The organism is Apibacter raozihei (assembly GCF_004014855.1).
Classification (GTDB): Bacteria; Bacteroidota; Bacteroidia; order Flavobacteriales; family Weeksellaceae; genus Apibacter; species Apibacter raozihei.
The window spans coordinates 2,497,475-2,520,799 of the sequence record NZ_CP034930.1 but is presented as its reverse complement, the minus strand read 5'-3'; the positions used below and the strand labels follow the sequence as shown (position 1 = coordinate 2,520,799).

16 protein-coding genes and 1 tRNA gene are annotated in these 23,325 nt (G+C 33.1%); 9 read left to right on the top strand and 8 right to left on the bottom strand.

Annotated elements, in window-relative coordinates:
* Positions 1-55 precede the first annotated feature (55 nt).
* Genes EOV51_RS11225 through EOV51_RS11215 form a run of 3 tightly spaced genes read right to left on the bottom strand, consistent with a single transcriptional unit; the run spans position 56 to position 4,280 of the window.
* The gene (locus EOV51_RS11225) at positions 56-1,168 is read right to left on the bottom strand and encodes a DUF2931 family protein (protein ID WP_128152619.1); all 1,113 of its coding nucleotides are present in this window, start codon (positions 1,166-1,168) and stop codon (positions 56-58) included.
* 53 nt (positions 1,169-1,221) lie between these two features.
* Positions 1,222-2,295: a DUF2931 family protein gene (locus tag EOV51_RS11220; protein WP_164875299.1), complete on the bottom strand. Its 1,074-nt coding sequence runs from the start codon at positions 2,293-2,295 to the stop codon at positions 1,222-1,224.
* A 53-nt stretch (positions 2,296-2,348) separates the two neighbouring features.
* On the bottom strand, positions 2,349-4,280 hold the full coding sequence (locus tag EOV51_RS11215; protein ID WP_128152617.1) for a type VI secretion system Vgr family protein: 1,932 nt from the start codon (positions 4,278-4,280) through the stop codon (positions 2,349-2,351).
* Positions 4,281-5,123: 843 nt separating this feature from the next.
* Between EOV51_RS11215 and EOV51_RS11210 the strand changes: the two genes are divergently transcribed.
* Together EOV51_RS11210 and EOV51_RS11205 are read left to right on the top strand one after the other, a co-directional pair.
* Positions 5,124-5,840 carry a hypothetical protein gene (locus tag EOV51_RS11210; RefSeq protein ID WP_128152616.1) on the top strand — a complete coding sequence of 239 codons (717 nt, stop codon included), beginning with the start codon at positions 5,124-5,126 and terminating at the stop codon, positions 5,838-5,840.
* Between the two features lie 93 nt (positions 5,841-5,933).
* A complete protein-coding gene (locus EOV51_RS11205; protein ID WP_128152615.1) occupies positions 5,934-6,248 on the top strand; it encodes a hypothetical protein in 315 nt (104 codons plus the stop codon).
* A 195-nt stretch (positions 6,249-6,443) separates the two neighbouring features.
* Here the strand turns inward: EOV51_RS11205 and EOV51_RS11200 are convergent.
* The 3 genes from EOV51_RS11200 to EOV51_RS11190 all read right to left on the bottom strand — a co-directional run bounded on the left by EOV51_RS11200 (position 6,444) and on the right by EOV51_RS11190 (position 10,831).
* Positions 6,444-6,517, bottom strand: a tRNA-Arg gene (locus EOV51_RS11200).
* A 31-nt stretch (positions 6,518-6,548) separates the two neighbouring features.
* Positions 6,549-10,094 (bottom strand): glycosyltransferase family 117 protein, encoded by a 3,546-nt coding sequence (locus EOV51_RS11195; RefSeq protein WP_128152614.1) that lies wholly within the window; start codon positions 10,092-10,094, stop codon positions 6,549-6,551.
* A 113-nt stretch (positions 10,095-10,207) separates the two neighbouring features.
* Positions 10,208-10,831, bottom strand: coding sequence for a porin family protein (locus tag EOV51_RS11190; protein ID WP_128152613.1), 624 nt, complete (start codon positions 10,829-10,831; stop codon positions 10,208-10,210).
* Between the two features lie 179 nt (positions 10,832-11,010).
* On the opposite strand from EOV51_RS11190, the gene EOV51_RS11185 reads away from it, so the two are divergent.
* The 6 genes from EOV51_RS11185 (at position 11,011) to EOV51_RS11160 (ending at position 17,861) form a co-directional block, all read left to right on the top strand.
* Positions 11,011-12,507 carry a GH3 auxin-responsive promoter family protein gene (locus EOV51_RS11185; protein WP_128153346.1) on the top strand — a complete coding sequence of 499 codons (1,497 nt, stop codon included), beginning with the start codon at positions 11,011-11,013 and terminating at the stop codon, positions 12,505-12,507.
* 151 nt (positions 12,508-12,658) lie between these two features.
* Positions 12,659-13,513 carry a glycosyltransferase family 2 protein gene (locus tag EOV51_RS11180; RefSeq protein WP_128152612.1) on the top strand — a complete coding sequence of 285 codons (855 nt, stop codon included), beginning with the start codon at positions 12,659-12,661 and terminating at the stop codon, positions 13,511-13,513.
* Positions 13,510-14,622, top strand: coding sequence for a hypothetical protein (locus EOV51_RS11175; protein ID WP_128152611.1), 1,113 nt, complete (start codon positions 13,510-13,512; stop codon positions 14,620-14,622). Before EOV51_RS11180 ends, EOV51_RS11175 begins: the two co-directional genes overlap by 4 nt.
* Entirely contained in the window at positions 14,619-15,413 is a 795-nt protein-coding gene (locus tag EOV51_RS11170) for an FkbM family methyltransferase (protein ID WP_128152610.1), read from the top strand. Before EOV51_RS11175 ends, EOV51_RS11170 begins: the two co-directional genes overlap by 4 nt.
* 13 nt (positions 15,414-15,426) lie before the next feature.
* Positions 15,427-16,908 carry a lipopolysaccharide biosynthesis protein gene (locus EOV51_RS11165; RefSeq protein WP_128152609.1) on the top strand — a complete coding sequence of 494 codons (1,482 nt, stop codon included), beginning with the start codon at positions 15,427-15,429 and terminating at the stop codon, positions 16,906-16,908.
* 119 nt (positions 16,909-17,027) lie between these two features.
* A complete protein-coding gene (locus tag EOV51_RS11160) occupies positions 17,028-17,861 on the top strand; it encodes a hypothetical protein (RefSeq protein WP_128152608.1) in 834 nt (277 codons plus the stop codon).
* Between the two features lie 288 nt (positions 17,862-18,149).
* Here EOV51_RS11160 and EOV51_RS11155 read toward each other — a convergent pair whose 3' ends face one another.
* Both EOV51_RS11155 and EOV51_RS11150 read right to left on the bottom strand, forming a co-directional pair.
* On the bottom strand, positions 18,150-19,097 hold the full coding sequence (locus tag EOV51_RS11155; RefSeq protein ID WP_128152607.1) for an electron transfer flavoprotein subunit alpha/FixB family protein: 948 nt from the start codon (positions 19,095-19,097) through the stop codon (positions 18,150-18,152).
* A gap of 32 nt (positions 19,098-19,129) precedes the next feature.
* On the bottom strand, positions 19,130-19,876 hold the full coding sequence (locus EOV51_RS11150; RefSeq protein WP_128152606.1) for an electron transfer flavoprotein subunit beta/FixA family protein: 747 nt from the start codon (positions 19,874-19,876) through the stop codon (positions 19,130-19,132).
* Between the two features lie 285 nt (positions 19,877-20,161).
* On the opposite strand from EOV51_RS11150, the gene EOV51_RS11145 reads away from it, so the two are divergent.
* A complete protein-coding gene (locus EOV51_RS11145) occupies positions 20,162-23,320 on the top strand; it encodes a TonB-dependent receptor (RefSeq protein WP_128152605.1) in 3,159 nt (1,052 codons plus the stop codon).
* Positions 23,321-23,325 lie beyond the last annotated feature (5 nt).

The window sequence follows — 23,325 nt, the reverse complement described above, 5'->3', positions numbered from 1 at the left end:
AGGGTACCGGGCGTGTCCTCCGGTTTTCCGGAATTATAGACCAATACTTTTCCCATTATATATCTATTTCGCTTCTAAATAATCCTATTTTTTTTCCGTTGGCCTCCAGCCATACGGAGGCATCCGTTTGATCCTGGCTGATTCGTATCGTTAGCCGCAATTCTTCCCCGGGACTCAATTGACTGCCCAGTTCCTCAAAGGCCTGAAATATTTCTTCTTCCTCAAAGGTTACTGCTCCGCTTTTTAAAACCTTGTTTTTATCTATCCAGCTAAAGGTTATTTGTTTAGGAACCGGCCGGGAGGTGGGAGTATTCCATTTAAGTTCCTGCGGGATGCGGAACTGATCAATCTGATTATCTCCAAAGAGAATTTCCATTTCCCCGTTATACAAGAATAAGGTTATCCGGTTAGTTAAAATATCCTGATTAGGAAAAGTAAAATTTACCTTCCAGGGATAAGGTTTACGATAGCTGTCCCACAGTCCGAAAGGAATGGGTTTCCCCTGATGGGCCTGCTGCACTTCCGGGGGTACTATTCCCGGGTTTTTCATTACCGATTCCTGATATTCTGGCCTAAGCATACTATATACCGGTTCTTCTTTTAATTTATCAATAACCTCTTGCGGAATAGTTGTTTTATTTGCCTGGTATCTTCCTATTTCTATCTGTCTTCCTACACCTCCTACCCAGATAACGACCACTCCTCCGGGGGCAAAGCCTACATTTATCAGATCATATTCCCTTTTAAAAGGTTCCGGCCTTTGCTTGTTCATGGAAGGTGTGTAATAGCCCCGGGAGAAAAGCCGGTAGATTTTTTCCCGATCAATGGCTGTATCTACTTCGTAAAAGGTTTTTTCGGCATAGGAAATCCAAATCACATGCAGACGTTCTGGCAGGGGTTTGAGCCCATTGCTCATGCTTCGCCCTTCACTTCCCCAACCATATTTACCAGTGTGTATTCCAGAAAATAAGCTGGTAAATCTGCCATCGTTGGATTCCAGCCCTCCTCTAAACACATCTACCGGATAGCCAGACGGACAGGAAATCGTTTCTTTCCATTGAAATTTTTCATTCATCTGTTGTTTGTTTTGGTCCTGACAGGAAACTGCTACGACCGAATTAAGTATCAGTAGCACAAGCAGGTATTTTTTTATCTTTACAGGATTCATTTTTTTATCTAATTTAAAACTTTATTTTTTAGCGGTAACAGTTTTTGTTTATCTCAAAATATTTTTACCTCGCTTTGGTGTAAGCCTGTTTTTTTTCCGTTGGCCTCCAGCCATACGGAGGCATCCGTTTGATCCTGGCTGATTCGTATCGTTAGCCGCAATTCTTCCCCGGGTCTCAACTGACTGCCCAGTTCCTCAAAGGCCTGAAATATTTCTTCTTCATTAAAAGTAACGGAACCGGCAAAAATTTCTTTATTCTGAATCCTGTTAAAATTAATTTGTTTAGGATCCGGCCGGGGGGTGGGAGTATTCCATTTGAGCTCCTGCGGGATGCGGAACTGATCAATCTGATCATCTCCAAAGAGAGTTTCCATTTCCCCATTATACAAAAACAGTGTCATGTCATCCAAAACCGCTTCTTCAAGAAGAACAAAATTAACCTTCCAGGGATAAGGTTTACGATAGCTATCCCACAGTCCGAAAGGAATGGGTTTCCCCTGATGGGCCTGCTGCACTTCCGGGGGTACTATTCCCGGGTTTTTCATTACTGATTCCTGATATTCTGGCCTAAGCATACTATATACCGGTTCTTCTTTTAATTTATCAATAACCTCTTGCGGAATAGTGTTTTTTTTTGCCTGGTATCTTCCTATTTCTATCTGCCTTCCTACACCCCCTACCCAGATAACGACCACTCCTCCGGGGGCAAAACCAACATTAATAGTTAGGTATGATTCTTTAAAAGGTTCCGGGCTTTGCTTGTTCATGGAAGGAGTGTAATAGCCCCGGGAGAAAAGCCGGTAGATTTTTTCCCGATCAATGGCTGTATCTACTTCGTAAAAGGTTTTTTCGGCATACGAAATCCAAATCACATGCAGACGTTCTGGCAGGGGTTTGAGCCCATTGCTCATGCTTCGCCCTTCACTTCCCCATTCTCCATTGTCTACAATACCAGAAAATAAGCTGGTAAATCTGCCATCGTTGGATTCCAGCCCTCCTCTAAACACATCTACCGGATAGCCAGACGGACAGGAAATCGTTTCTTTCCATTGAAATTTTTCATTCATCTGTTGTTTGTTTTGGTCCTGACAGGAAACTGCTACGACCGAATTAAGTATCAGTAGCACGAGCAGGTATTTTTTTATCTTTACAGGATTCATTTTCAGCTAAAAGGTAAGGTTCACCCTTTATTGATTTTAGCATCAATGGCTCCTACAATGGTTGAAATTCCTGCACTTTGAACCCAAAAATCGCCTCCTATAATTTTATAGGTCGAAGTTGAGGTAGTTTCTGATAAATTTCCGTTTACGGTTACCTGTTTATTTTCATACACCCTCTGATTATACGAAAAAGAAGTATGAGTATGAGCCTGAGCTACCTCTAGCTCATTATCATTTCCTACCCGGGTGCTCAGGTTATTGCCTACATTGATCGTAAAATCATTTCCTACAGTAAAATCCATATTTTTAGGTGCATTCACAGAAATGTTGCCTTCCCCGTCCATAAACATTTTATTTCCACTCGGATCCTCCATGAGTATAGAACCTTGTCCTTCGGCATCGTTGAAAACAATCCTGGTTCCACTCCTCGTTTGTAATACTTTAATGTCATTTCCTTCGGTGTAATAAGCAGCTATCTCTCCTCCATTATAGGCAGTTCCCAAAACTATTGGCGCTTCCACATTTCCTCCCTGAAAAGCACATACCACAGTTTCGCCAATCTCCGGATTAAAATAGGTTCCCTTATCGGTTCCGCTGTGGGGCTGTATGATCTGTATCCACGGAGTTTGCTGATTGTTCGGTTTTTGCCAGATAAATTGCACACGGACTCTTCCCATTCGTAAAGGATCTTTGTTATCGGTCACGGTAGCATGTTGTATCTGGGCTTTAGGTGTATCCTGCTCATTATAATACGTGGGAACCGTTAAATCTTTTGGAACTCCTACAAAGGTATTGGTATAGCCTTCGCCATCCGAAAATTCGTGAACGATTTCTGTGATACGGTAGGATTCTATAGGAATTTTGCCTGTTTTAAAAGTTGTATTGCCCGGCATGTAGGCATTCATTTTAGCAATATCTCCGATTCTTACTTCAGGATTATTGGTGGTTGCTTCTATAAAAACCAGGTTTTGCTGCTTCTTTCTTTGTCTGAGCACAGACTCTTCTATATCCACCTGATTTTTATGCAGCAGACTCTTATCATAATGTGCAGTAGGAATTGCTGTAAATAAAGTTTCACTGGAGTTAACCGCTGACTGTTGAAAAGGATTTTCTGATTGCTGCACTGCCTGACTTTCTGAATGTATGGTATAATCGGAAGCTTGTTTAGGGTCGTAAGCTGTGTAAGAAAATTTTTGGGGTCCGGTTTCCATTTTCAGTTCAAAATCGTAGATATCTTCTCCTTCGGTAAGTTCTACTATGCGGCTACCCCAAGCTGAAAAGCTGAATATTTCTCCAGTATAAAATAAATACTCCCCATATCTTTGAGCTAAATTTTTAAGAAACTGGAGGTCTGTCTGATTATATTGGGCTATATATTTTAATTTATCTTTAAAATTCGGATTAACATCAAAAGAGACTAAATTCTGCGGATATTCTTGAGTTACTTCTTTTATAATCTCTTCAAAGGTTTTATCTTCGAAACTGCGACAGTGAAGCCCGTTGTCCATAAGGTAAGCAGGGGATTTTCCTTTAATGATAATTTTTTTTACCCCGTCTTTCTTTTGGCTGGAGACAGAAGTAATAACACCTGTCCAAACAGATGCTGCCTTCCCCCACTGGCGAAAGGTAAAGCTAATGCGGCTGCCCAGATACTGCCTAGAATTCTGTAATATATAAGAATCAGACTCTCCAAACTCATCCGGATCAGCGGTCAGAATGAATTCGTGATCCGCATTGAGTTTCTGGGTTAATTTTAATTGTATGCAGGTATTTGAAAAAAACGGGGTTCCATTGATTTGTACTCCTACATTAACAATATGAGAGTCTCCGTACAGGTTTTCTTTATTTCCACCGTATCGGGCTATACTTCCACTACGCTTGTTAAGTTCTTCTATTTCTTGTTGACTGAATAATTTGAAGGATTTGTCTTCATCGGATGAGAATGGTTTCATAAGCTATATAACTAATTATTAAAATTAAAAATATTACAAAAAATAAATATAAGGTAAATTTATCAATTATTTTAATATAATAATTATTTTTTAATAATATAATGAATTATAGTAATAATATCAGGTTTTAACCTTACTGAAATCTTATTCATGATATTTTTTATATTTATTAAAAAATAACCATTTATATCTTTCTGTTTTTAATCGGCTAACCATGACTGGGACAGAAAAAATAAAGCTATTTTAATGGTTATCACAGCACGAATGTTTATATCATGAAGCTATCAAAATATGTATATCTTTAATAGTACAATTTTTTTGATTTTATCCCTGATATTTCAATGCTTTTAAATTATTTAACACCAAGTGATATTATTCTCTTTATATAGTTTAATGACCGCGGAGTGAGCCCTCATAATGCTCTTGATATCAATCTCACCTATCTGGGACTCAAAGAAGGAGCCGAAATACTTTTTAAAGGTGAAACGATAGAAAATCTTATTGGTTAAATGATGTGTTAAAACAAAGAGAAATTATTGCTGAAATTATTATTGCTGAATTAAATTAAATAAACAATGACATAAGACAGTTTAATGGGGATGTACGGAATGGTTTAACTGATAATTGGAAGGAGTATAGAGAAAATACGGGAATCGACTAAATATTAATCAATTTAGAAATAAAGACCTAATAAAAAAAGATACTATTTCCTTAATTGAAAAGGTAATTTTTCTCTCCTTTTTTATTCCTTACTGTCAGATGATACCTGATACCGAGGCTATTACTAATCTTATTATTTAAGTTAAATATTATTATATTTGGCTTAGAATTAAAACTAGTTTTATGAAAATAATTAAAAAACTATTATTATGTTGCTTGTCATTAATAATATCTATTTCATTAGTTAATGCTCAGGAAAACAATAACATTACTGCTCAAGAGATTGTAACAAAATCTATTGATGCTATGGGGGGTGAAAAATATTTAAAAAGTATAAAAACCCTTTATACTGACATGAGTACTGAAATGGAAGGTAGAAAAGTAAATTGGATAGTAAGGGAAATGATTCCAAATAAAGGTTCATTTGAAATTAAATATGAAGGGAGAATAGTTTATAAAAATTTTTATGATGGAAAAAATGGCTATGAGTTTGTTCGTGGAGAAAAAGTAAAAGCAGATCCGGCTAAGTTTAAAGATAAACCGTATAAAGAAAATATATTTAATGAACTTGATTATTTAAATTCAGATTCATGGAAATTAGAATTAATTGGAGACGGAAACGTAGACTCTAGAAGTTGCTATAAAATTAAAGCTTCATTAATAAATGGTTTAGTTAAAATATTATATTTTGACAAGGAAACTTTTCTTACTTTACGATCTGATAAGATTAAAAATGCAGAGAAAGATTCATTTACAACAACTATTTTTTCGGATTTTAAAAAATTTGATGATTTAATTCATTATAGCAAAATTAAAGTTGGAGATTCAATAGACTTTCAGACTATTACTGTTGATGAAATAATTATAAACAAGAATATATTAAATAAAGACTTTAAATAAAAAAAATCATTAATTGGACGAAAGCCGCTTTATAATATAATGCGGCTTTCTTTTTTCCTTTTTTATTCTTTCTTCTCTTTCCATTTTTGTACTATGAAGAATCTGATAGTTAAATTTCACCAGGACTTGAGTCTGCATAAGATGAAAGCTTCTTACTTGGATGAAAGCGTTAAGTTAACAGAATCTGAAGAAAAATTACTGGAGCAGCTCCGGTATATCTTCAGCCATCAGTTAAAAAATAACTTTACGAAGCAACAGGCTATAGAAAAGTTTAACTGCATTAAATTTTTTTCCGGAACTTTTAGATTTAAAGAAATTCTTACTCTACTTTTCTTATGCGTTATTTTTAAATATATCATAGGCAAACCACTTTTATCAGGATTACTTCTTAAGCTAAATCTTTTATAAATCATAGTATATAATTTTTTGGCGACACCAACACGTAAACGGGGATCACGGATGGTGTCATTAAATTGTAAAATACCTGTTCTTCCTTTAACGTATATGAACAAAAAAAGCATCTATAAACCACTTTATCCATGATTTATAGATGCTTTTAAATTTAATTTCAGAATCCGAATTTAATCGTTGTCTGTTACTTAGTGACCGCGGAGGGATTCGAACCCCCAACCCTCAGAGCCGAAATCTGATATTCTATCCAGTTGAACTACGCAGCCTCCTTTTTAGTTTTGCAATATTAGTAATAATTTACTCTAACTTCATAAAAATATTTGAAATTTCTTCAGCTTTTTCCTGTACGTACACTGAATCAATAGGATACAATACCTGAAATATCATTTTGTATGTATAATCCAGGTTCTGCAAAGAAACATAATCGTTTTTCGCATTAGTTTTTCCCAACATTTCAAATTTCTTTAGTCTTTCATCTAATGGTTTAAAAGATTCAGCTATATAATTCACCGCTTTTTCCTTTTCACCCAAATCTATATAAGTCTCCACCATATTACTAACTATAAGTCTGTAATAAGAAGATAATTTATACATATCGTCTGTTACGAAAGTTTGCGATTTAAGTGGTAAAGCCAAATAGTAGTTTAACTCTTCCAATACTTGTTTTTTGTATTTGTCTGCTAATGCCAATCCTTCTTTTTCTTTTCCTATATAAAAATAGGCACTTATAATTGAATTAAATGAAGGACTTGCCGGATATAAATCCAGTGGTATTTCTGTATTTATTAATTCTAAAACATCATTGGCTCTTTTTTTATCACCGGCTTTTGCTAAGGCAATCGCTGCTGCTCCGCAAGACATTCGGTAATTGAGGATATTACTTCTACAAGTTTCATCAAAATAAGCTTTGGGATCTTTCAGATTACCAAACTTATAATTCATAACCAAATGATAAAGTGTATTCGGATTGATTCTCCCTTGAGTTACTCCATCATCTTTTGTATAAATCGGAACTAATTTGGAAACCAGTCCCTGATATTCAAGATAATTTTGTGAATACATTATATTGGACTGTGAATAGGTGCCTCCTGAACTGAAATATATAGATCGGTCCCAATTATAATTGGCAAACAGATTTAATACCGCCAAAGCATCCTTATTTATTCTTGATTTATTTAAGGTTAGGACCACATTGTCAACCATGAGATTCTTATCTTCCGGTTTTACAATTCCATATTTTAACGCATTGGCTTTGTTTACCGGAATATAAATTTTATTTAAAGGTAAAAATCCGTAATCTCTACCTCCAAAATCCTTTGCATATAAACTTTTTACCGCTTTTTGAATTTTTTTATCTTTAAGAAAAGCAATAGCATCTTTGGCTGACATACTGTCCTGAACCGCATATTTTTTAAATGGAGCAAATTCAGCAGGTATGCTATCATTAGGAAAAGAAGCAAATAATTGCTTCCAGGTATTATGAGACAAAAGAATAACCTGATCGTTTACTCCATCTCTATATTCTTCATGGCTCATTGATGATGGCAATGCCGGAGCTTCATACGTTTTTCGAAGTACCTGATCTATATACCAGGCAGTACCTAATAAGGTATAATTCACCACTTTTGCATCCGAACGGAATTCTTCTGTTTCCTGTAATGCCCATAGAGGATATGTATCGTTGTCTCCATATACGAAAAGAATAGGATTATTTTTATCCAACCCTTGCAAATAACTTTTTGAGAAATCATATGCAGTATATCTCTTACTTCTGTCATGATCATCCCAGTTTTGAAAACCTACTAAAACAGGCACTCCTAAAGTTATAAAGCCTAATGTTAGAGCTACTTTTTCTTTTTTCAGTAAACTTAGTCCATACATTATGGCAGTGACTCCTAAACCTATCCAAATAGCAAACGTATAAAAAGAGGTTACTAAAGCATAATCCCTTTCCCTGGGCTCAAAGGCCTTGATACTTGTATAAAGGATAATTCCTGCACTGGATAAAAGAAACAAGGCTACTAATGCAAAATTTCTACCCGGATCCCGATTTAATTGAAAGAAAAACCCAATCAATCCTAATATAAGCGGAAGGAAAAAATAAGTGTTGGTCGCTTTGTTTTTATATATAGCTGGTAATTTACTTTGATCTCCGAGATGCCAGTTATCAAAAAAACTGATACCGGTAATCCAATTGCCTTTGGTATTTTCATAATATCCCTGATAATCATTTTGCCTTCCTGCAAAATTCCAAAGAAAATATCGTATAAACATATATCCCATCTGATAAGTCATCATGAAATCCAGATTTTGAGATACTTGAGGTTTCTTCACCTTGATCAGGCTGCTAAACTTATTATATGCAGCTATATCTATTTGATCGTGAGATTTTAAATATTTTAAGGAATCAACCACTTTTTGCTGTTCAGCTGCTACTTTAGGCTGAATCTGATTATATAATTGATCATATAATCCCTGCATTTGTTCCTGCGGCAGATTACTTAAATTATTACTTTGAATATAATCTTCAATATAACTCTCTGTAGTGCTTTTGACATAATCAGGATTAGCCGTAAAATCAGGGTAGCCTTCCATGAGTCCGTAATTTTCCATTACTCCTGAATCCGGATTGTACATCCTTGGTAGTATACTTACATGTTCCGGATTAAATTTATAAGACCATCTTCTGCTGGTTTCCAAATATCTTCCTGTTTTTTCATCTTTTTCATATACCGGGCCATTATCTTCAACCCCGGTTATTCCCTCCGGATCCAAATATGCCGTATAGTTCGCTCCATAAAATACAGGCCAGTCACCGTACTGAGCTCGGTTATAATAGTCAAGCATTCCTATGGCGTTATCCGGATCATTAAGATTGATCGGAGGATTAGCATTGGCGCGTATCGGTAAAACTATCCAGCTCGAAAATCCTATCAGCATAAACCATATGGATAATATGATGGTATTGGCAGTAACATATTGTTTTTTTACCGTGTATTTTAATGAAAAATAAAATACCAGAAGTATTACCAGAAAAGCAAATACAGAACCTGTGTTGAACGGCATTTGAAGATTATTCACAAAAAATATTTCAGACTTACCAAAGAAAGCCATGGTAAGTGGAAATATGATTTTAAATACTAATAAAAATACGAACCCTACTACTATGTTTGCGATTATAAAACTTTTCCAAGTAAACTTGTATTTTTTAACATAATAAATATATCCTAATGTAGGAACAACTAATATAACCATTAAGTGTACTCCTACTGATAGTCCTATAAGAAGTGAAATTAAAATTAACCAGCGATCGGCTCTGGGAGAATAAAAATCATTTTCCCATTTGCACATTAACCATAATAATAATGCTGTAAAACAGGATGCTGCCGCGTAAACTTCTCCTTCAACCGCAGAAAACCAGAAGGTATCCGTAAAAGTAAATGTTAAAGCTCCTACAGCTCCACTCAACATGAGCATGATCTTTTGAAACCGGGTAAAATTTTCGGGCTCCGTATCCACGAAAAGTACTTTTCTTGCTATATGGGTAATCGTCCAAAACAAAAATAAAATTGCAAAGGCACTCATAATGGCCGACATAGCATTTATCACTACAGAATATTTAGTACCATCTCCAAAAGCCAGCATTGCCCAAACAGCTCCTAAAATCTGAAAAAAAACAGCTCCGGGAGAGTGAGTAACTTCAAGTTTTACTGCTGATGAGATATATTCTCCACAGTCCCAAAAACTGAAATTTGGTTCAATGGTTAACAGATAAGTGATTGCTGCTATGAGGAAAACAGCCCAACCGGTAAGATTATTTACTTTCTTATAGCTTGAATTCATTGTGCCTTTATATATAATTTGCGAATATAGTAATAATATTAATTTTGTGTGGAACTGAATAAAGTTAAAAAAGTTAAAACTCTGTTAGTTCCGCCACGGTTAATTTATAAAAATTAAAAGCTATACCCTACTCCCATAGACAAAACCTGATTCCGGATTTCATAATTGTAATAATAGTCACTTTTGGATTTATTAACATTTATAAACCCCAGATTATATCGTAAAGTAAAATTTAAACCGTTTTTCAATTCATAATTTGCTCCGGCATTTATGCCCACATCAAAATTCCTTAGGTTTTTATCTCTTTGATTTCTGACAGATTCCGGATACATGTAATTATTTCTTATTTTATGTTTTTTATATAGGGCAAAATTTACCTGAGGTCCCACTTCTGCTCTTAATCCTTTAATGATACGGTATTGAAACATCAATGGAATAGTAATGTAATTTAATACATACTTTTCATCGTAATAAGAATCGGTATGCCAATAATTCCAACCCCATGTATCGTCTGATTCTGCTCCCTGCATGGAGAATAAAACTTCGGGCTGAATTGAAAATCTTTCTGCTACTTGTACTCTTGCATAGACGCCTCCATAGACACCGGCTTTTGCATTATTTGTAGACATGTCACCATACAGAGAAGATATATTGATTCCTGCTTTTACTCCCAGTTTAATTTGTGAGTTTCCAATAAAAAAAGAAAGCAATAACAAAAGAGTTAGTTTTTTTTTCATAAAAAAGAGATTTATATTGTTAGTTGATTAATTTATGTATCAATGACAAAGATAGTTATTATAAAATTACCTGTATTTACCTTTTATATTAAAATACAAATACTTTTTTTCATCTGAAGAATAGAAATAAAATTAAATTCCGATATTTGAACCATAAAAATTTTGATAGAGCTAATCGTATGGGATTTTTTAAAAAGAAACTGGCTTTGTTTTGGTCGTCTGTACATGATACTAAGGAGAACCAATGGATACAAAACCCCATAGAATCTCAAAACAAATGGTTTTCTGAGCTTATTTTAAAAGGTTGTAAAACTCAGTTTGGTAAAGATCATTCTTTTTCAGCAATCAATTCTATAAAAGATTTTCAAGATCTGGTTTCAATTTCCGATTATGAAAATTTAAAACCCTATCTGGAATCAGTAAAAAAAGGAGAAGAAAATGTGCTTTGGCCGGGCAAACCTCTTTATTTAGCCAAAACTTCGGGAACTACTTCTGGTACCAAATATATACCTATCACTAAAGATTCGGTACCCTTTCATATTGACGGTGCAAAAAGTGCTTTGCTACACTATATTCATAAACGAAAAAATGCAGATTTTGTAAATGGCAAAATGATCTTTATTCAGGGGAGCCCTGAACTTGAAGAAGTCAATGGCATTAAAGTTGGAAGACTTTCCGGAATCTCTGCTCATTTTGTACCCCAGTACCTGCAAAAAAACCGTCTTCCTTCCTGGGAAACTAATTGTATAGAAGACTGGGAAACAAAAATTGATCAAATTATTGACGAGACTGTTCATCAAAACATGTCTTTAATCAGTGGAATACCTCCCTGGCTGGTTATGTATTTTGAAAAACTGGTTGAAAAAACGGGAAAATCAGTTAGCAGTTTATTTCCTAATCTACAGTTATTAGTCACCGGTGGGGTAAATTATAAACCCTATGAAGAAAAAATTGAAGAATTAATCGGAAAAAAACTGGACATTATACAAACTTACCCTGCATCTGAGGGTTTTATTGCGTTTCAGGATAATGTTGATAGCGATGATCTTTTATTAATGGTAAATCATGGGATTTTTTACGAGTTTATTCCCGCTGAGGAAATAGGCAAAAAAAATCCGATACGACTCACTTTAAATGAGGTGGAATTGAATAAGGATTATGCTATCATTCTTACTACCAATGCAGGATTGTGGGCCTATGAAATAGGTGATCTCGTGCGTTTTGTTAGTAAAAACCCTTACAAAATACTGGTTTCCGGAAGAACTAAGCATTTTACGTCTGCTTTTGGAGAACATGTTATATCGTATGAAGTGGAAGATGCTATAAAAGAAGCGGTAGAAAATACTCAAACCGTGGTTCAGGAATTTACCTTAGCACCTCAGGTTACTCCGAAAGAAGGTCTGCCCTATCATGAGTGGTTTATAGAGTTTGAAAAAATGCCGGATGATATAAATTTATTTGCTAAAAAACTGGACTCTGCACTTAGGTGTAGGAACACTTATTACAATGATTTAATTACAGGTAAAATTTTACAGCCTCTAAAAATTTCGCTAATCAGAAAAAACGGCTTCAATGATTATATGAAGGAAATAGGAAAGCTAGGAGGACAAAATAAACTCCCACGTTTATCTAATGATCGTAAAATTGCTGATAAACTAACTAAGTATTTATTGTAAGTTATCATAATCTTAATTAGTTATTTAGCTATTCTCTTATAATTCATAGTCAGATTACTAACACACCCCTATAAATCTTCATGTATATATTTAAAAATATATAAGAACAAAAGAACAAAAATCAGTTATATTTGTCCAAAGAAATTTAAAATTGAAGTTAGTTGTTGTAGTACCGGTATATAATGAAGCCAAATTTTTACGTGAATGTTTGGAATCATTTGCAAGTCAATCGTATAAAAATATTACCTGGATAATTGTAAATGATGCTTCCACCGATGAATCACCGGAAATTATACAAAATTTCATTCAGGATAAATCTGAATTTTTATTCGTGAATCTGACTCATAAATCAGAACACAAACCGGGTGCTAAAGTTGTACGTACTTTTTACAAAGGCTTGAATTCTGTTAATTATAAAGATTTTGACGTAATTGCAAAATTAGATGCAGACATAATACTTCCTCCGGATTATTATGAAACCATGATTACGGAACTTGAAAATAATCCAAAAATCGGTATGGTAGGCGGTTTGGTTTACGTTGAAAAAAACGGCATCTGGAATCATGAAACCATAGCAAGCAAAAATCATATTCGCGGAGCTGTAAAAACTTACAGAAAAGAATGCTTTGAAGATATTGGCGGATTACGAGAGACCTTAGGCTGGGACAATCTGGACGTATTATTATCTAGAATGAAGGGTTGGGATGTTAAAGTTGTAAAAAATGTCTGGGTAAAACTTTTAAAGCCTACGGCTCATGTATATAATGATACCAAAGCGCTTAAACTAGGAAAGTATTTTTACAATATCGGTTTAGATCCTGCTCTTTCGTTTATTTCGTGTGCCAAAGCTGCATGGAACGATCGTTCTGTATCTAATTTCTTCATTTCGTACCAATCCTATATATCTATGGTCATAAATAAAGAAGAAAGAAAAATTACACCTGATGAAATTTCATTTATCAGAAAATACCGCTGGAAAGAAGTTTTAAATAAATTCGGTATATGAAAATTGCCATTCTGGAGTTTGAAACCCATACTCATTTATTACTTCAATGGGATGCTTTATTGCAAAATTCAGGAATAGATTATCATTTTTATATTTCATCATCTATTTCCTGTCTAATTCCAGAAATTCCGGATTCACTAAAAACTGTACTGGAAGTTAAAGATTACCCACAACTCTCTGATTTTTTAGCTGATAATGACCTTATTATATTTAACACATTACATCGTAATTTTCAAAAATTTAATTTTTTATTTAAAGAAAAAAACACTCAAATACTTGTACATAACGGAAATTTTTTTTTCAATTCGCGAAAACCGGATTGGAAATTGTTTTTAAAAGTAAAAAATTTACACCTTCAATATTATTACCTTAAATTAATTTTTAAAGAAAATATATATTTTACTAAAAAAATAACTTGTGAAGCGAAAGCATATGCGTTTCTTAATGAAAATATAAAACAACATTTTAGTACTGATGAGAAAAAATATATAACCTTGCCTCTTATATACAATAAATTTAACGTAGAGCCTAGTGAACAGAATAAAATTAATATCGTTATTCCGGGAGAAGTTTCTCAAAGCAGGAGAAATTATCAATTAGTTTTTAAACTATTGAAATATTTATCTCCAAAACAGATAATGAAATTCACTTTTTTGGGTAAAATTTCTGACCAGTCGATGTTACAATCCTTACATCTTCTCAAAAAAAACAGGAATAATTCTGTTGAAATTTCGTATTTTAGAAAAAGAATTCCTCAATCTGAATTTGACTTGATCATGAACGAATCTCATTTTGTATTATGTCCTTTACATAAAGAAACTCAATTTTATTTACAAAAAGAAATATATGGTCAAACTAAAGCCAGTGGAAATGAAGCTGATTGTATTTCCTATGGCAAAATAGGAATATTTCCACAACATTACCCGTTGAGTAACTGGAATTCTCTTTATTATGATTCCGCTGAAAACCTTAAAACAATTCTGGAAAATCTTACTATACAGGAATATCATAAACTAAAAAATAATCTTGAAGCTCAATTACCTTATTATGACAAAGAAAAGGTAAAAGAAAAACTTATTAACATGTTAACTATTTTATCCCAATCATGAATTTATTACGTAAAAAGGCAATTGATTTGGCTTATTCTTATTGGCCTTCACTATATAAAAAAAGATTTTTTAAAAAAATAAATCAGTTAAATGCTTTAAACATTAAACAAAGAAATGTAGAATTTGAATTTCTTATTCTCTCTCGTTTTCTTGATAAAGACAGTGTTTTTTTTGATATTGGTGTAAATATGGGATATTATATTTACTATGCGGAACAACTGGTACACCCTGAAAATATTGTTGGATTTGAGCCACATCCGGAACTATATAAAAGAATTAAACATTTATTTCCTAAAATACATACTTCTAATATTGCTTTGAGTAATACTTGTGAAGTTCTCAATTTTAAAGTTCCTATTATCAATTCTCATGAAACAACCGGACGCGGTACTTTAAACACTGAATATAAAGAAGAAAATGAAACTTCTTCAAAGATTTACGAAGTACAGACCGAAACTCTGGACAGATTTATAAAAAATCATCAGATTGAAAAAATTTCATTTATAAAAATTGATGTTGAAGGAGCTGAAATCAAGGTGATTGAAGGAGCTAAAGAAACACTAAGAAAATTTCGTCCGACACTATTAATAGAGGTTGAAGAAAGACACCATAATCAAAATATATGGAATATTATACAGCCTATATTGGAACTTGGTTATCTGTCTTTTTATCTGGACAGAGAAACCCTTGAACTGAAAGAGTTCACCTCTTCTACACCTACTTATCAGAATACATCTGAATTACATAATAAGACAACATATATAAATAATTTCATATTTTTATCAAAATAATTTTACTAATTCTATGGGTGTAGTCGCTAGACAAGGAATTAAATACAGTATCATCAGCTATTTAAGTTTTTTACTTGGTACATTTTCCACAATTTTCATATACCCGGCAGATACCACTTTTTTGGGTCAATTACGATTTATCCAGCCTTCAGCTGAAATTATTTTTCCTTTTGTCGTATTTGGTCTCAGCTATGCTAATATTAAATTTTACCAACAATTTAAAGCTAAAAATCAAAATCTGGATTTTTTAGTTTTTTCTATAAAATTTATTGTAATTAGTTTTCTTATCATTTGTCTACTTTATTGGTTATTTGCCAGTCTTTTTCCTTCAATTGGAAATTCAGACTCCTGGAAAATGAAACAATATGTGCTTCCGGTTATACTTATACTTGCTTTATCGCAGTTATTTTCAAAATATATTTCAAACTTTAAACGTGTTGCCATAACTGGAATATTTGAAAATTTCTTCCCAAAATTAGGATCTTTAGTTGCTTTTATCTGCTTTGTTTATCTGGGTATTTCTGAAATTAATTCTTTATATATTTTTATATTTTTCTTTTTTGCCGCTCTGGCAGGTCTTATTGTTTATTTTCTCAGACTGAACAAAGATAAACCTAGTGGTAGTCTCAGTATTCTTTCCAGTAAAAACTTTCGTAAAGAATTATTTTATTTCTGTATTTTTTCTGTTTTAGGAAGTATAGGAAATCAGCTGGCATTACGTATTGATAACCTGATGATATCCGAATTGATCAGTTATAAACAAAACGGAATATATTCAATACTTATGTCTATCGTAGGATTTCTTTCAGTACCTCTGGCTGGTGTTTTTGCTATTTCAGGTCCTATTATAGTTGAAAAACTTGAAAATAATCAACATGCCGAACTTAATGACTTTTACCAAAAAATATCCAAATTTTTATTTTTATTCGGAACGGTATTACTATCCTGTATATTTGCCGGATGTGATTATCTTTTTTTATTAATGAAAAACGGACACGAACTCAGCGAGGCTAAATCTATTATTTATATTCTGGGTATTGCTACTCTTTTTGATATATCAACTGGATTTAACAGCCAAATTATAACCTATTCTCGATATTACCGGTTTAACATTTATGCAATGCTTCTACTTGCTGTATTAACCATTAGCTCTAACTGGATCTTTATTGTATATTTTAATCTGGGTATTGAAGGTGTTGCAATGGCTACAGCAATATCTCTTACTATATATAACATTATTAAACTAATTTTTAATTATAAAATATTTAAAATTCAGCCTTTTACCCGAGTATATTTATATATACTGATAACCGGAATTTCAGCAGTAATTCTGGCATGGTCGATACCTGATACCTCCAATAACTTAATCAACCTCCTTTTAAAGCCATTGGTTGTGATAATCATTTTTCTTATCATAAATTTGTGGCTTAAATTTTTTCCGTTTAAAGAAATTTTTTCTACAAATCTTAAGAGTTTTTTGAGTGGAAAAAAATAATTTGTACAATTTTTGTAAATATTATAGACAAAGTATACTATTTTATAGACAGTCTCAGTTATTAGTATCTATTATATAAAAAGTATTTAATGTACTTTTGTCATCTTAAGAAGCAATATATGAAATTTATTTGTACGATCCTGTTTACCCTTTTAAGTCTGTTACTTTTTTCTCAGCAAAAAAAAATTTTAAAGGGAAAGGTCTATATAAATGAAACGGGTGAATCTGTTTCGGGTATTTATGTTAAAAATCTTAATTCTGATTATACAACTATAACGGATTTAATTGGAAATTTCTACATACCTGCCGAGAAAGGAGACGCAATAGTTTTTCAATCCTACAACATTGAAAAAAGAACTGTAATCGTAACTTTTCTTATGCAAGAGAAAGGTATAATGTCTATTCAGCTGGATGTAAAAGAAAAGCAATTGGATAACATCTACATAACTGATTTTAAAACTTACGGCAATATAGAATTAGATGTAAAAAGGATTCCTATGATGAATAAAACGAATGAACTTATGGCGAAATTAGGTAACTTATATCCTACCATGAAAATGGATGGAAGCACTGATGTTGCTACGGAATCAGCTAAGCTAAGTACTATGAAATTTGGCATTGATGCTGTATTTGATGTTCTTTCAGGAGATAATAAAAGAAGAGAGAGACTTTCTGCTTATGAGGAACAGATTAAAGAAATTAAAACTATTCATGAATATTTTGGGGATGAATATTTTTTGGGATTAGGACTTGAAAAAAATCAAATTGATGAATTTATTCTTTATACTTACCTAAATCATGATGTAAGATTTTATTATAAACATGGAAATTATTTTCAGATTTTAAATACGTTTGACAAAAACATACTTGCGTTTAAAGCTAGAAAAGAGAACAAAGTTATTTCTTCAAATCCCAAAATAGGGGAAACTTATTTCCCAGATAAAAAGGAATAATATTCTTACGGATAATCTTCTATATAAATTAAAAATCTATGTACATAGTTAAATAGGTTTAACCGGTTTTATTTAATTAGTAATTATAATTTTTCACATAACTATGCTTTTTTTTACTAAATAAAAAGAGAGCTTAGAAGTCTTTTTTTAAAACTGGCTATTTAGAATAACTATTTTAAATGATACACATTTTAAAAAATCAGATTAAAATTTACTATTTATTTACAAATAGCAAGAGAGTACCTAAAAAGATACTCTCTCAAACCAGCCCTGTCAAAGGCCTATATATTAACCTTTAAAAACCTTCAATTTTTCAGTAAGCTTAGGTACTACTTCAAATAAATCACCTACTACGCCATAATCAGCCGATTTAAAAAACGGTGCTTCAGGATCATTATTAATCACAACAATAGTCTGACTATTGTTTATACCGGCTAAATGCTGAATAGCACCGGATATACCAATAGCTATATATAATTTAGGTGCGATAGCCTTTCCGGTTTGTCCTACGTGTTCAGCATGAGGTCTCCATCCTGCATCAGAAACAGGTTTGGAACAAGCTGTTGCTGCTCCTAAAACATTGGCTAAATCTTCAATAATTTTCCAGTTTTCCGGACCTTTCATTCCTCTTCCTGCACTTACAACAATTTCAGCCTCTTTTAAATCTATTTTTCCTGTATTTAATTCTGAAGATTCAACTTTATAACCAGGATCTGTAGGTAAATTTACCTGCGGATTTTCCTGAATCCCTTGCACAGGGCTTTCTTTACATCCAACGGAGTTAGCAGATACAGTAATAATTAACTTAGATGCTGTGGTTTCTACCGTAGCTATTCCCTTTCCTGAAAATACATTTCTCTTAACTTGAAAAGGAGAGGCTGATATAGGGAGAGAAATTACATTAGTAATGTATGCAGCATCTTTTTCCTTTACTAAAAAAGGAGCTATAGAAGCACTTTCGTTAGAATGAGAAAATAGTATATAATTTCCATCGGCCAATTGTGAAATAACTCCAGCAAAAACTTTAGGATCAAATACTTTTAAAGCTTCATTTTTTACATTTAAAACTTTAGTGGCACCATATTTATATAAATCATCAGGTGAATCGTCTGAATTAATAGTAATAACTGTTACCGTATCACCAATCATGTCTGCCAGTGTTTTTGCATAAGAAACAACTTCAAATGAAGATTTCTTATATTTTCCGTTTGAATTTTCCGTATATGCGTAAATCATTTTTTCTTTTTTAAATTAAACCATCATTATGTTTAGATAACTTTTGCCTCTTCATGTAATAATCGAACCAATTCATCAAGATTATCTTTATCTACCAAAACAACACTGGAACGGGTTTTGGGCTTTTCATAAGCTATAGTTGAAACTTTAGATCCGGAATACTTGGGCTCGATAACTGTTAATGGTTTAGTTTTCGCAGTCATAATACCTCTCATATTAGGAATTTTTAATTCATTTTCCTGTACCAAACCTTTCTGACCTGCTAATACCACCGGTAAATTAAGAGAAATAACTTCTTTACCGTTATCCAGCTCACGGGTTACCTTAGCTATGTTACCCTCTACCTCAAGACCTATAACAGCATTAACAAAAGATAAATCCATTTCCGCAGCAGTCAAACCCGGAACTAAACCTCCGTTATAATCTAACGATTCTTTTCCTAATAAAATTATATCATAATTTCCTTCTCCTGCTACGGCTGCAATTTCTTTAGCTACAATTTCACTGTCAAGCGGTTTTGCATTAATACGAATAGCCTCTTTTGCTCCGATTGCAAGGCATTTTCTCAGTACGGGTTCTACCGAACTGTCTCCTACGGATAAAACCGTAACCTCAGCTCCTTGTTGCTCCTGAAGATAAACTGCTTTACTTAAACAGAACTCATCCTGCGGATTTATAACATATTGTATTCCATTAGTATCAAATTGAGTATTATCTTGGGTAAAATTAATTTTCGATGTAGTATCTGGCACACTACTTATAGCTACTAGTATTTTCATCTTTCATGTTTTTTCTAAGGACTAATATAATAAAAAATATTATGCGTGCATAAGAAATGCTTTTTTTATTTATAATTTATCTAAATATTAATGTATAAGTTTTTATATGTACTCATGTATTAATGTAATTATACGTACTATTTATCCTTTATATAAAACTGAATAAGATATATGAATTGATTTTAATGTTATAAATCAATCTTAGTTACTTTGTAGTAAAATATTAACTTCATAGTAATATAGTAATAATAGATTTGCTATAACAATACAGCATAAAAAACAGCTATGAAAATATTTTTAAGAATAATATTTGTCTTTTGCCTTTTTTATTGTCATGAAATCTTTTCTCAGGGAATTAATGGTAGTATACAGGGTAAAATATTGGTAGATGATAATAAAAACCTAAGCTCTATATGGGTGGAACTGGTTAACGAATCAAATGGCTTTAGTACACGAACACAAACTAATACTACAGGTGAATATTATTTTCAGCAACTTCCACTGGGGGGGCCATACAATTTAAAAGTTACAGACGATAACGGCGGAGAATGGGAAGAAAAGGGATTTATACTTAATCAGGGAGATCAACTTACTGTTGATTTTAATTTACAAGATCAATTTTCTCAATTAGAAGAAGTGATAATCAATGCAGCTCCTGTAACTAAGACCATAGCTAAAATAGGCGCGGTTACTTCCGTAACGGCAACCGATCTGGCTCGTTTACCTGTTAATGGAAGAAACTATACTTCTCTAACAGATTTATCTCCCTTAAGCAGTGGTTCCAACTTATCAGGGCAGTTAGGATCTTCCGTAAATTTCACAATAAATGGGATGACTGCTAAAAACCCAACTTCCGGAGGTAGTACTAATCGTAACGGAGGTCCCTATGCTATATCGATGGAAGCTATAAGAGAATTTGAAATTGTAACCAATCAATACGATGTAACCTACGGAAGAAGTGGTGGCGGAACCATAAGTTCGGTGACAAAATCTGGTACGAATACACTTAAAGGTAGTTTGTTTACCTTTGGTAGAGCTGATTGGCTTTCCAGTCCATACGATATAAGAGGAAACAAACGAAAGGCTGATTTCTCAACTTACCAATATGGCTTTTCCCTTGGCGGTCCGATAATCAAAAATAAAGCTCACTTTTTTATTGCCTGGGATCATCAGGATGATAAACGTCCGATTTACATCGCAGATATTCATAGTATAGAGGATGAAAAAAGATATAATGTTTCACAAACAACCTTAGACAGATATCTCGCCATTGCCAGAAATAAATACGGAGTAGCTTCTTCTCCTCAATTTGGCGCTTTTAATAAAAAACAAGGTACAGATGCAGTTTTTTTTAAGTTGGATTGGCAACTTAATGATACTAATTTGTTTACGCTTCGTAATAATTACATAAACGATAGTAATCATCAGGCAATCGGCGATAACACATCTATAAATTTATATGAGGTATATGGAGATGTTAAATCTGTAGACAATAGTTTAATGGCTTCTCTCCGCTCTGTCTTTTCAACCCAAGTGACTAATGAGCTTAAAATACAACATTTATATACAGCTGAAAAAACATCTCCTAACAAACAATTACCATCTCAAAACATACCCAGAGCTATTGTAGAAAGAGTTGAATCTGAAATTGAGGGAAAAATGGCTTATACATCTATACAGCTGGGAGGACAACGATATATACCTGAAAATTTTTATAACAATGTGATACAATTGGTGGATAATATATACTACACTACTGATCGTTTTAAATATACTCTGGGTATTGATTTGATGTATACCCATATGAATTCACGTTATGGTAGCGAAGCTAATGGTCGGTTCTATTTTTCAGGTTTGGATAATTTTGATACCATGAAACCCTATCGATATACCAGAGAAATATATACTTCGGATGAAGAAAGGGTCAAACAAAATATTCTTGCATCAGGAGTTTATGGACAACTTCAGACACAATTATTCAACGGGTTTCAAATGACAGCCGGCATTCGACTTGATTATACTGATTATATGAATACAGGAAGATTTAACTCTTTAGTTTTTGAAGAACTAGGTATTAAAACCAATAATAAGCTAAATACATTACAATTTCAACCGAGAATACAGTTTACCTGGGATATAGATAATCAGCATAAAGATATATTACGTTTGGGCGGGGGAATTTTCGGTTCAGACATAAATAATTATGCATTAATAAATAATATGGTGTTTGATGGATCCCGTATGTCTTCTGTAGACCTTGTCGGTAGTTTTGTACCTACACCCGATTTTATAAGCTACAGGGAAAATCCTTTATCGGCTCCGGGAAAAAATCTCTTGTCAGACCCCAGCATTCCTCGTATGACAACTATAAATACCAATGCAAAAAATTCAAAAGTTCCTACAGTTTACAAGGCAAACTTTACCTACTCTCATTTTTTTAACAGCAGGTTTAAAATCGGACTCAGCTTTTATACTACACTGGCACGTCATAATTATATGTATATCGATAGAAATATGGTAGATGAACCTTTTTTCAGAATTGCTTCTGAAGCAAACCGTGCTGTCTATGTTCCTGTATCTGGTATTAATCCTGTGAATGGTGTTGCAGACTGGACAACCGGAAGAAAAACCAGCAAGGTGGGCCGTGTTCTGGAACTAACTAGTCAAGGAAAAATTAATCAATTTGCTTTTATTTTTGATACTTCTTATAAATATCATCAAGACGGACAGTTTTCTTTTAGCTATACATGGAATGATTCTAAAGATAATACTTCTTATAATGGAAATGTAGCTAATTCTGCAACCTTATCCTTAATGGTTAAAGAAGATCCTCGCAATCTTAGGAATATGACCTATTCTGATAATCAGTTTCGCAATAAAATTATTTTTTACGGAACCTCTCCTTCTTTCTGGGGCATTAATATAGGACTTAGATTTTCAGGTTTCGGAGGTACCCGGTATTCATTAGCTGTAAACGGAAATGTAAATGGTGATTTTGTGTCCACCAATGATTTAGCATATATTTATAATCCTGATGATTTGACAACACCTGCCCATATCAGAGAAGGATTACATGCCATTCTAGCAAACCCGAAAGTTGAACAAAGTTTTAAAAACTACATCAAAAAAAGTTATGGTAAAATTGCTGAAAGAAATGGTGGTGTTAATCGATTTTACGGCACTTTCGATCTCAGGATATCTAAAAAATTTAAAACTATATTAACTCAAAATATTGAGCTGTCTGTAGACATATTTAATTTTTTGAACTTATTGAATAAAGATTGGGGAGCTGGATATTTTCTGGGTAAGCAGTATATTTATTCTATAAAAAGTTTTGATGCGGATAAAAAGGAGTTCGTTTACACGGTTAATCCTAATGCCGGTATTTCTTCTAGAAACGGTAACCCTTATCAGATACAGATAGGTATTCGATATAATTTTTAAAAACA